Source organism: uncultured Methylobacterium sp. (assembly GCF_964251405.1).
Lineage (GTDB): Bacteria > Pseudomonadota > Alphaproteobacteria > Rhizobiales > Beijerinckiaceae > Methylobacterium.
On the sequence record NZ_CAXUJR010000048.1, the window covers coordinates 1 to 11,581 of the forward strand.

The following is an 11,581-nucleotide window of genomic DNA, read 5'->3' on the forward strand; positions in this document are numbered from 1 at the left end:
CGATGCCGCCAGCATCGTCGAGACCGTCCAGGCAACCCTGCCAGAACGAAAGGCCGGTCGCCTGCGTCTGGCCTGAGCATACGGTCCGTCCGGCAACCGCGGCGGGCCGTCCCGTGTGGCCCGCATACGCTTGTCCGGTCCGCGTTTCGATGACAGAAGCGCCCGGACCGGGCTCGCCCGTGCCCGTTCCGATCCCCTGACGACGCGAGAGAGATGGCAGAGGCGCCCCCTACCGGCCGGTTCGACGCGAGCCTCGGAGATCCAGGCCCGGTCCTCATCACCGGTGCCAGCGGCTTCCTGGGGGCCGCCCTCGTCGACGTCTTCCGGCAGGCCGGCTTTCCGGTCCGGATCATGGTCCGCGCCACGAGTGCGCGCACAAACCTCGTCTGGGACGACGTCGAGATCGTCGAAGGCGACATGCGCGACCGCGCCGCCGTCGCCGCCGCGCTGGAGGGCCAGCGCTACCTGATCCACGCTGCCGCCGACTACCGGCTGTGGGCGCCGGACATGGAAGAGATCGTGCGGACCAACCGCGATGGCACCCTCATCATGATGGAGGAGGCCTTGCGCGCTCGCGTCGAGCGCATTGTCTACACGTCGAGCGTGGCCACCATCAAACCTCGCGACGACGGGACATCCGCCGACGAAACCCGGCCGCTGACGCCCGGCACCGCCATCGGCGCGTACAAGCGCAGCAAGGTCGTGGCCGAGCGCGTCGTGGAGGAGATGGCCGCGCGCAACGGCCTGCCGGTGGTCATCGTCAACCCCTCGACCCCGATCGGCCCGCGCGACGTCAAGCCCACGCCCACCGGCCGAATCATCCTGGAGGCGGCCCTCGGGCGGATGCCGGCCTTCGTCGATACCGGGCTCAACCTCGCCCATGTCGACGACGTCGCCGCCGGCCATCTCGCGGCGCTGCGCAAGGGCCGCACCGGCGAGCGCTACATCCTGGGGGGCGAGAACGTGCTCCTGTCGCAGATGCTCGCCGACATCGCCGGCATGGTCGGCCGGAAGGCCCCCACGGTGAACCTGCCGCGCGCCGTCGTCTATCCGATCGCTTATCTCTCCGAGCAGATGGCCCGGATCACCGGGAAGGCGCCCTTCGCCACCATCGACGGCATCCGGATGTCGCGCTACCGCATGTTCTTCACCGACGCCAAAGCCCGGTCGGAGCTCGGCTACACCGCCCGCCCCTATCGCGAGGGACTGTCGGATGCGATCGCGTGGTTCCGTCAATCGGGGCTGATTCGGTGAGCACGAGCCTGTCCAACGCGACCCAGACGCGCTCCGGGAAGGGTCACCGCGACGAGAACTTCCCCGTCGCCTCGCACCTGATCCACCCGAAGAACCGCGGTGCGATCCTGGCCTTCTACAATTTCGTCCGTGCCGGCGACGACGTCGCCGACCATGCGGAGCTGTCGTCTGAGGCGAAGCTCGCGCTCCTCGACAAACTCGCCGACGCGCTGACCGGCAACGGGCCGCCCGATCCGGAGGCCGAGCCGCTTAAGGCGGAACTCGCGGCTCGCGGGTTGCCTCCACGCCACGCCCTCGAACTCCTCGACGCCTTCCGCCTCGATGCCCGCCAGAGCCGCTACGAGACCTGGGACGACCTGATCGGTTATTGCCGGCTCTCGGCCATGCCGGTGGGCCGCTACGTCCTCGACGTCCACGGAGAGGATCCCGGCGTGGTCTGGGGTCCGTCCGACGCGATCTGCGCCGCGCTCCAGATCATCAACCACCTGCAGGATTGCGGGAAGGATTTCCACGCGCTCGACCGGGTCTACATCCCGCAGGAGACGCTCGACCGGCAAGGCGTGCCCGTCTCGGCGCTCGGGGCGGATGTCGCTTCGCCGGCCCTGCTCGCCGTGATCCGCGATCTTGCGGAGCGCACCCTGGTGCTCCTCGATGAGGGCGCGGTGCTTCCCGACCTGATCGCGGATCTTCGTCTCAGCCTGGAGATCGCCGCGATCCACCGGCTCGCCGTCGTCCTGGCGAGAGGGCTGACGACCCGGGATCCGCTTAGCGAGAAAGTCCATCATGGCAAGGCTGCCTTCGCGTTCACGGCCTTCGGGGGAATCGCCGCGACGCTGGCGCGGCGGCCCTTGCGGGCGAGGACGCTGCGGGCGCAGGCATCCCGCGTCGTGAACCAGGGAGGACGCCCGTGAGCGCCACCGCCACGCCGATGCCGGCGGAGACCGCCGCGGCCCCTGCCCTGCCGGCGAAATCCTCGTCGTTCTACACGGCGATGCGGCTCCTGCCGAAGGAGCGGCGCGAGGCGATGTACGCGGTCTATGCGTTCTGCCGCGCAGTGGACGACGTCGCCGACGATGGCGGGGCCGCCGAGATCCGCGCGGCCGAACTCGACCGCTGGCGCGCCGACATCGACTCCCTCTATGCTGGCCGGCCGGCGGCGCGGGTGCAGGACCTCGTCGTCCCGATCCGGCGCTACGGCCTCCTGCGCGAGGATTTCCAGGCGGTCATCGACGGCATGGCGATGGATGCCTTCGAGGACATCGTCGCCCCCGACGAGGACACCCTCGACCTCTATTGCGACCGGGTCGCCAGCGCGGTCGGCCGCCTCTCGGTGCGGATCTTCGGCTTGCCGGAGGATCTTGGCATCCGCCTCGCCTATCACGAGGGCCGGGCGCTGCAGCTCACCAACATCCTGCGCGACATCGACGAGGACGCGACGCGCGGCCGCCTCTACCTGCCGCGCGAGAAGCTGCGAGCGATCGGGCTCTCCGCCCCGACGCCGCAAGCGGCGATGGCGCATCCGCGTCTCGGAGAGGTCTGTGCCGCGGTGGCGGCGGAGGCGCAGGAGCATTATCGCCAGACCTGGGCGATCATCGCGAGGAGCCCGAGGACCGCCACGAAGGCGCCCCGGCTGATGGCGGCCGCCTACCGGCTCTACCTCGATGCGCTCCTGGCGCGTGGCTGGTCCGCCCCACGAGCCAGGGTCAAGCCCGGCAAGCTCGCCCTGATCGCCGTCGCCCTGCGTCACGGGATCGTCTGAATGACCGGGACCGTACATGTGATCGGCGCCGGCCTCGCCGGGCTCTCCGCGGCGGTGTCGCTGACGGAGCGCGGCGTCCGGGTCGTGCTGCACGAGGCCGCCAAGCAAGCCGGTGGGCGATGCCGCTCCTACTACGACCCGACGCTGGGCCTGACCATCGACAACGGCAACCACCTCCTGCTGTCGGGCAACAGCTCGGCCCTCGGCTTCATGCGGACCATCGGAGCGCCGGCGGACGCCCTTTCCGGGCCGGCGGAGGCGGAGTTCGACTTCGCCGATCTTAAGACCGGCGAGCGCTGGCAGTTGCGCCCGAATCGCGGGCGCTTGCCCTGGTGGGTGATGAGCGCGTCGCGCCGGGTGCCCGGAACCAGCGCTGTAGACTACTTAGCTCCGCTCGGAATCCTCAGGGCCGCTGCCGGCAAGGGCCCGGGCCTGGGCGGCACCATCGGCGAGAGCATGGCCTGCTCTGGTCCTCTCTACGAACGCCTCTGGCATCCGGTGCTGCTCGCCGCCCTCAACACCGATCCGAAGGAAAGCGACGTCGGCCTGGCGGCCAAGATCCTGCTCGAAACGCTCGGAGCCGGCGGCGAGGCGTGCCGCCCGCTCGTGGCGGTCGCCGGCCTCTCGGCGGCCTTCGTCGATCCGGCGGTCGACTACCTGAGTGCGAGAGGTGCCGAGATCCGCTTCGGTCGTCGCCTGCGGAGCCTCGCGTTCGGCGCAGGCCGCATCGACGGCCTCGTCTTCAGCGACGGCCCACAGGATCTCGGACCCGACGACGGCATCGTGCTGGCGCTACCGCCCTGGGTCGCCGCCGACATCCTGCCCGGACTGGCGAGCCCGCAATCCTACCGTTCGATCGTGAACGCTCATTTCGCTATTGTCCCACCGCCGGGTGCTCCACTTCTTCTCGGCGTGGTGAACGGACTGACCGAATGGCTGTTTGCCTATCCGGATCGTCTATCGGTCACCATCAGTGGCGCCGATCACCTGCTCGACACCCCGCGCGAAGACTTGAGCGCGAGGATCTGGTCGGAGCTGTCGACTTTGACGGGACTTGCGCCCGAAAGGCCAAGCTGGCAGATCGTCAAGGAGAAGCGGGCGACCTTCGCGGCAACGCCCGCCGAGGCCGCACGGCGTGCGAGCGCCGTGACGGACCATGCGAATCTCGTCCTGGCAGGCGATTGGACCGCGACCGGCTTGCCATCGACGATTGAAGGGGCGATCCGCTCAGGGACGACGGCCGCGCAAGCGCTCCTGAATGGAGCACGGGCGCGGAACAAGTTGCGTGGCGCGGCCTGAACGGCGGCGTCGGACGTGTGCTCGATCACGTGCGTGGCCACACGGACGGTCTAGTCCGGGGCGTCGTGGTTGAGCAGTGAGGCAAGGCGAGGATCGATGCGCGAGGCATTCAAGAAGGTAGAGGCGCTGCAGCGCCCCAAGACCCAGGAAATCTCACTCTCCGACGTCGAGCGCGGCATCGTCCGGGCGACCCAGAGCCTGACGGCGCTCGCCCACAAGGACGGGCATCTGTGCTTCGAACTCGAGGCGGATGCGACGATCCCGTCGGAATACATCCTGTTCCACAACTTTCGCGCCACACCGATCCCGAATGGGCTCGGGCCGAAGATCGGAAACTACCTGCGCCGGACGCAGGGAAAGCATGGCGGTTGGGCTCTGGTCCATGACGGCCCCTTCGATATCAGCGCCAGCGTGAAGGCTTATTTCGCCCTGAAGATGATCGGTGATTCGGTCGAGGCGCCGCATATGCGCAAGGCGCGCGAGGCGATCCTGTCGCGCGGCGGCGCCGCCAACGCGAATGTGTTCACCCGCTTCTTCCTCGCCCTCTACGGCGAGGTGCCCTGGCGCGCGGTGCCGGTGATGCCCGTGGAGGTGATGCACCTGCCGCGCTGGTTCCCGTTCCACCTCGACAAGGTGTCGTACTGGGCGCGCTGCGTGATGGTGCCCCTGTTCGTGCTCCAGGCCAAGAAACCGCGGGCCAAGAACCCGCTCGGCATCAGGATCCCCGAGCTCTTCGTGACACCTCCCGAGCACGTGGTGAACTGGCCCGGTAGCCCGCACGCGACCTGGCCTTGGACACCGATCTTCGGCGCCATCGATACGGTGCTGCAGCACGTCCAGGACTACTTCCCGAAGAAGCGCCGCCAGCGGGCCATCGACAAGGCCGTGGCCTGGGTCAGCGAGCGCCTCAACGGCGAGGACGGGCTCGGTGCGATCTATCCGGCCATGGCCAACTCCGTGCTGATGTACGAGGTGCTCGGCTATCCGCACGACCATCCGCAGATGCGCATTGCCTGCGAAGCGATCGAGAAGCTGGTCGTCGACAAGGGCTACGAGGCCTATGTCCAGCCCTGCCTCTCGCCGGTCTGGGACACGGCCCTGGCCAGTCATGCCCTCCTCGAGGCGGGTGGCCCTCAGGCCGAGCATCAGGCGCGGCGCGGCCTCGACTGGCTGCGTCCGCTCCAGGTCCTCGACATCAAGGGCGATTGGGCGGCGGGCCGGCCGAACGTGCGCCCTGGCGGCTGGGCGTTCCAGTATGCCAACCCGCATTTTCCCGACCTCGACGACACCGCCGTGGTCGTGATGGCGATGGACCGCGCCATGCGTCAGCACGGCCTCGTCGCCGACATGCCGGACTACACAACAGCGATCGCCCGTGCCCGGGAATGGGTCGAGGGCCTGCAATCGAGCGATGGCGGCTGGGCGGCCTTCGACGCCGACAACAACCACCATTACCTCAACCACATCCCGTTCTCGGACCACGGCGCCCTGCTCGATCCCCCGACCGCCGACGTGACGGCGCGGGTGGTCTCGATGCTGTCCCAGCTCGGCGAGACCCGTTCCAGTTCGAAGGCGCTGGACCGCGGCGTCGTCTATCTCCTCGCTGATCAGGAGCAGGACGGCAGCTGGTACGGCCGCTGGGGCATGAACTTCATCTATGGCACTTGGTCGGTGCTGTGCGCACTCAACGCCGCGGGCGTCGACCCGGCCTCCCCGGAGATCCGCCGGGCGGTCGCATGGCTGATCCGCATCCAGAACCCGGATGGTGGCTGGGGCGAGGACGCCTCGTCCTACAAGATCGACCCGGCGTTCGAGCCCGGTTATTCCACGGCTTCGCAGACGGCCTGGGCGCTGCTCGCGCTGATGGCCGTGGGCGAGGCCGACGATCCGGCCGTGACGCGCGGCATCAACTATCTGACCCGCACGCAAGGTGCTGACGGGTTCTGGGCCGAGGAACGCTACACCGCGACCGGCTTCCCGCGGGTGTTCTACCTGCGCTACCACGGCTACCCGAAGTTCTTCCCGCTCTGGGCGATGGCGCGCTTCCGCAACCTCAAGCAGAGCAACACGCGGAATGTGGCGTTCGGGATGTAGGGCCGGGTCGGCCCCCCGTTGGGCGATCCGGTGACCCCGTCGGGCGATCAGGCCAAGGTCCTCGCCATCGTCGGGCTTTCCAAGGAAGCTAGGCTTGCCGCCGGCCGCGGCGTCGAAGCGGTCGGTGCAGGTGGAAGCCCGCATCGGCTACGGGACCTGCTGGGCGCGCGCGATGCGACCGGGTTGCGCGCCGTCGTCAGCTTCGGCATCGCGGGTGGCCTCGGCCCGGATCTTTTACCCGGCGATGTCGTCGTGGCGTCCGGGATCCTCTGTGATGGCGAGCGCCACGCAACCGATGCGGCCGTCAGTGCCGCCATCACGAGAAGGCTCGGCGGTCTTGGTAAGAGCCCGGTCATGGCCGACCTCGCCGGGGTCGATGCGGCCGTGCTGAGCGTCGACGCCAAGCACGAACTGCGCAATCGAACCGGAGCGGCGGCGGTCGACATGGAATCCCACGTGGCCGCAGCGTTCGCCCGACGTCATGGCCTGCCTTTCGCGGCGATCCGTGTCGTTTGTGATCCCGCTCACCGCGCTCTTCCGGCCTTCGTCGCCACAGCCCTCAAGCCGAATGGCGACCCGGATATCCGCGCCGTTCTCGCTGCCCTCGCTCGTGGTCAGGTCGGGATCGGTGTTCTGATCAGGCTTGCCCGCGACTCTTCGGCGGCCTTCACGTCCTTGAACCACTGTCGCGCCTTGCTGGGACGCGGCCTCGGCGTTCCAGAGGCGTCCATCGGATCAGGATGACGCTTCAAGCCTCTTCTGGCCAAAGAAAAGCCCCGCCGAACGTCCGCTCGGCAGGGCTGGTCTACTGAAGCGATGGAAGCTCAGGCCGCGGTGCGGTTGCGAGCCTCGCGCTTCGTGTCGGTGCCCGACGCTTTGATCTCGGACAGCTTCTGGGCGACGTTGCGCGAGAACACGAACTCGGCCGGGCGCTGGTTCTCCAGGCTGACCTCGGGGGCCATCTCGCCCTCAGTCTTGATTCCCCGCATCGCGTGGATCAGCGGCTTCCAGGGCTTCTTCACGGAATCGACCACCGACGAGGCCTCGTAGCCCGAATGGACCATGCAATCCGCGCACTTCTCGTAGTTGCCGGTGCCGTAGGAATCCCAGTCGGTCTCCTCCATCAACTCCTTGAAGGTGGCGGCGTAGCCCTCGCCGAGCAGGTAGCAGGGCTTCTGCCAGCCGAACACGGTGCGGGTCGGGTTGCCCCAGGGCGTGCAATGGTAGGTCTGGTTGCCGGCGAGGAAGTCGAGGAACAGGCCCGACTGCTGGAATGTCCACTTCTCGCGACCTTTTTCCTTCCCATGACGGAAGACGCCACGGAACAGGTCCTTCGTCGCCTTGCGGTTCAGGAAGTGCTGCTGGTCAGGCGCGCGCTCGTAGGCATAGCCGGGCGAGACCGTGATGCCGTCGATGCCCATCTTCGTCACGCTGTCGAAGAAGTCCGCAATCTTGTCCGCGGACGAGTTGTTGAAGAAGGTGCAGTTGATGGTGACGCGGAAGCCCATCTCCTTGGCCTTGGCGATGGCCGCCACGGCCTTGTCGTAGACGCCGCGCTGGCACACCGACCCGTCATGCATCTCCTTGTCGCCATCGAGGTGGATCGACCAGGTGAAGTACGGGCTCGGCTTGTACTCCTTGATCTTCTTCTCGAGGAGCAGCGCGTTGGTGCACACGATCGCGAACTTCTTCTGCGCGATGATGCCCTCGACGATCTGCGGCAGGTCCTTGTGCAGGAGAGGCTCGCCGCCGGCGATCACGACCACGGGTGCGCCGCATTCACGAACGGATTCGAGAGCGTCGGCCACCGGCAGTCGCTTATTGAGGATCTCGTCCGGGTAGTCGATCTTCCCACAGCCGGCGCAGGCGAGATTGCAGCGGAACAGCGGCTCCATCATCATCACGAGCGGGTAGCGCTTGCGACCGGTGAGGTGCTGCTTGAGGATGTAGCCGCCAATCTTCGCGACGTACCGAAGGGGAATACCCAAGGCGCGGCTCCTTTGCTTTTTGGCCCCGATTTGAAGGGCTGCTTACAGTGAAAAATCGTCGATTTCCAGCGCACTAGGCTCGAACGGGCCTAAGGCTGGAGTCGACTGAGTATTGTTTTGGACCGTGGCGTAAGCGTGTCACAGCCCGAGGGTCCAAAACGCTTGTTTTTGCAGGGCCGAAGCCGACGTCGAGTCAGAGGATAGGCACCCACATGGCCGTCCCGCCTTGCTTCGGGTACCGGACCCTATCTGGAGCCCGAGATCCAACCTGCAGCGCGATCATGCCAGTCGTGCACGGTATTCTGTCCGACTGCGGGAATTTGCGGTGCTAAAGCGCACAGGCGGACGCAATACGAACAGGGAATAGCGCTTTCGTTGCAATTGTCGGCCTAGCGACGTACTCAGCGCCGGTTCCGGAAGACTCCTTGGAGCCCTTTTCGGCCTGCTCCCGAACCGGATTCGGGGAATATCGCCGTCGGTGGTACTCCCGGAGCATGGCGACGAAGGTCGCGGATGCATCGCTTGACGCCGCCAGGCGTTCCAATGGGCCGCGCTTCGTGACGGCTCCGATAGGCAGGTAGGGTACCCGTGATCGAACGGCTCGTTGCGTTCTCCGTCCAGCGTCGCTGGCTCGTCATCGTTGTCATCGCCGTGCTGACGGCGGCGAGTGCCGGTCTTGCCGCCCATCGGTTCCGCATCAACACGGATGTCGAGCGTCTGATCGACAAGGACGTCCCCTGGCGCCAGGACGAGATCAACTTCGAGAAGGCCTTCCCGCAGCGGACCGGAACCCTCGTCGCAGTCATCGACGGGCGGACACCGGAGATCGCAGAGGAAGCCGCCGCCTCCTTCGCGAGGGAACTGGCGACCCATAAGGACCGGATCGAGACCGTCTACCGCCCCGATGGCGGCCCGTTCTACGACCGCAACGGCTTCCTGCTGATGTCGCAGGACGAGCTGACGAAGACCACGGAGCAGCTCATCCAGCAGCAGGGTCTTCTCGGACCGCTCGCGGCGGACCCGTCGCTGCGCGGCCTGATGCGTGTCCTCGGTCTCGGCGCCAGGGGCATCAAGAGCGGCGATGCCAAGCTCGAGGATCTCGAAGGTCCGATGAACCGGATCGACGAAACCCTTCAGGGGGCGATGGCGGGCAAGCCCGCCCGGTTGTCGTGGCAGATGCTGCTGTCGAACGGCAAGACGCAGAGCACCGAACTGCGCAAGTTCGTGATGATCCAGCCGGTGCTCGACTTCAACGCCCTGCAGCCCGGCGCCGAGGCGACGAAGCTCGTCCGGCGCATCGCCGAGGATCTCAAGATCACCTCGGAGAACGGACTGCGTCTGCGCCTGACCGGCCCCGTCGCGGTCTCGGACGACGAGTTCGCGACGTTGGCCGACGACGCCCTGCTCAACAACCTCGTCACCATCGGGGCGATCCTGCTGTTCCTGTGGCTCGCATTGCGTTCCGGCGCCCTCGTGGTCGCCGTGATGATCACGACCTTCTCGGGCCTGATCGTCACCGCCGCGCTGGGTCTCGTCATGGTGGGCGAGCTCAACCCGATCTCGGTGGCCTTCGCGGCCCTGTTCGTCGGCCTCGGGATCGATTTCGGCATCCAGTTCGCCGTTCGGTACCGGGCCGACCGGTTCGAGCAGCCTGATCTGCCCTCGGCGATCCGGGCGGCCGCCCGGGGCGTCGGGTGGTCGCTGACGCTGGCGGCAATCTCACTGATCGCCGGATTCTTCGCGTTCCTGCCCACCGCCTTCCGGGGCGTGTCGGAACTCGGCCTCATCGCCGGCGTCGGCATGATCGTCGCCTACCTGTTCTCCCTGACCCTGCTGCCGGCCCTCATCGCCGTGATGAAGCCGCGGCTCGAGAAGGAGGCGGTGGAGACGGCGTGGCTGGCGGGTGTCGATCACTGGATCATCGAGCACCGCAAAGCCGTGCTCATCTTCGTCGGCTTGATCACGGTCGCCGGCATCCCGTTCCTCTTCAAGCTGCCGTTCGATTCGAACCCGATGCACCTGCGCAGCCCAAAGGTGGAGTCGATCGCGACGTATCTCGACCTCATCAAGGACCCCGAGACCAGCCCGAACCTGATCGACGTCATCGCGCCGTCCGTCGCCGCCGTGCCAGAACTCTCGGCGAAACTGCGTGCGTTGCCGTCGGTGGCCCGGGTCATCGATATTCAGACCTTCGTCCCGCCGGACCAGGAGCAGAAGACGGCCACCATCGAAGAGACCGCACAGCTCCTTCGGCCGATCCTCAATCCCGCCCGCAAGCCACCGCCGCCCACGGACGCCGACACGGTCAAGGCGCTCAAGGAGACCGCCGCCGCACTCAAGGGTATCGCCAACGACCCCGCACCCGGTGCGAAGGCAGCCGGCAAGCTCTCCGAAACCCTCGACAAGCTGGCCGTCGGTTCGGCTGCTCAGCGCGAGGCTGCCAATGTCGCGGTGACGACCGACCTGAAGACGCTGCTCACGCGCCTGCGCGGGATCCTCGACCCGCAGACGATCAGCATCGACAACCTGCCTCCGCAGCTCAAGGCCGAATGGATCACCGCGGACGGCCGCTCGCGCATCGAGGTCCACCCGGGCGGCGATGCCAACGACAACGCCGTGCTGCGCAACTTCGCCAAGGAGGTTCAGAGCGTCGCTCCCCACGCCACCGGCGCGCCCGTGGCCACGACTTCGTCGAGCTACACGATCCTCGGCGCCTTCGTGCAGGCGGCGCTCACCGCCCTCGTCCTCATCTTCATCATCCTGTCGGTTGCCCTGCGCAAACCCTGGGACGTGGCGATGACGTTGGGGCCGTTGGTGCTGGCGACGCTCTGGACCCTCATGGCGCTCCACATCGTCGGGATGCCGCTCAACTTCGCCAACATCATCGCGATGCCGCTGATGCTCGCGGTGGGCGTCGCCTTCCACATCTACTACGTCATCGCCTGGCGCGCGGGCGTGGTCGACATGCTCGCCTCCAGCCTGACCCGGGCGATCTTCTTCTCCGCGCTGACCACCGGAACCGCCTTCGGCTCCCTGGTGCTTTCGAGCCATCCCGGCACCGCCAGCATGGGCAAGCTGCTCGCCCTGTCGCTGTTCTTCACGCTCGTGGCCGCGTTCTTCGTGGTACCGGCCTTCCTGGGGCCGCCACCCAAGCAGGCCGATTCCAAGCGGCCCGAGGGCGACGAAG

8 protein-coding genes are annotated in these 11,581 nt (G+C 67.2%); 7 read left to right on the forward strand and 1 reads right to left on the reverse strand.

The features are described 5' to 3' along the window. Window positions 1-213: 213 nt before the first annotated feature. The 6 genes from hpnA (at window position 214) to ACFE7U_RS10520 (ending at window position 7,150) form a co-directional block, all read left to right on the forward strand. Window positions 214-1,254 carry a hopanoid-associated sugar epimerase gene (gene hpnA / locus ACFE7U_RS10495; RefSeq protein ID WP_375409667.1) on the forward strand — a complete coding sequence of 347 codons (1,041 nt, stop codon included), beginning with the start codon at window positions 214-216 and terminating at the stop codon, window positions 1,252-1,254. Continuing rightward, window positions 1,251-2,165 (forward strand): squalene synthase HpnC, encoded by a 915-nt coding sequence (hpnC, locus tag ACFE7U_RS10500; protein WP_375409668.1) that lies wholly within the window; start codon window positions 1,251-1,253, stop codon window positions 2,163-2,165. The genes hpnA and hpnC overlap by 4 nt, the downstream gene beginning before the upstream one ends. Further along, window positions 2,162-3,013: a presqualene diphosphate synthase HpnD gene (gene hpnD / locus ACFE7U_RS10505; protein ID WP_375409669.1), complete on the forward strand. Its 852-nt coding sequence runs from the start codon at window positions 2,162-2,164 to the stop codon at window positions 3,011-3,013. Before hpnC ends, hpnD begins: the two co-directional genes overlap by 4 nt. Beyond that, complete coding sequence (gene hpnE / locus ACFE7U_RS10510) at window positions 3,014-4,312, forward strand: hydroxysqualene dehydroxylase HpnE (RefSeq protein ID WP_375409670.1); 1,299 nt, start codon at window positions 3,014-3,016, stop codon at window positions 4,310-4,312. It abuts the gene before it with no gap. 96 nt (window positions 4,313-4,408) lie between these two features. After that, window positions 4,409-6,406 (forward strand): squalene--hopene cyclase, encoded by a 1,998-nt coding sequence (gene shc, locus ACFE7U_RS10515; protein WP_375409671.1) that lies wholly within the window; start codon window positions 4,409-4,411, stop codon window positions 6,404-6,406. A gap of 18 nt (window positions 6,407-6,424) precedes the next feature. Next, complete coding sequence (locus tag ACFE7U_RS10520) at window positions 6,425-7,150, forward strand: phosphorylase (protein ID WP_375409672.1); 726 nt, start codon at window positions 6,425-6,427, stop codon at window positions 7,148-7,150. Between the two features lie 80 nt (window positions 7,151-7,230). Here ACFE7U_RS10520 and hpnH read toward each other — a convergent pair whose 3' ends face one another. Then, window positions 7,231-8,394: an adenosyl-hopene transferase HpnH gene (gene hpnH, locus ACFE7U_RS10525; protein WP_375409673.1), complete on the reverse strand. Its 1,164-nt coding sequence runs from the start codon at window positions 8,392-8,394 to the stop codon at window positions 7,231-7,233. A gap of 588 nt (window positions 8,395-8,982) precedes the next feature. Here hpnH and ACFE7U_RS10530 point away from each other — a divergent pair. Continuing rightward, the coding region (locus tag ACFE7U_RS10530) for an MMPL family transporter (protein ID WP_375409674.1) at window positions 8,983-11,581 on the forward strand (2,599 nt) is incomplete at its 3' end.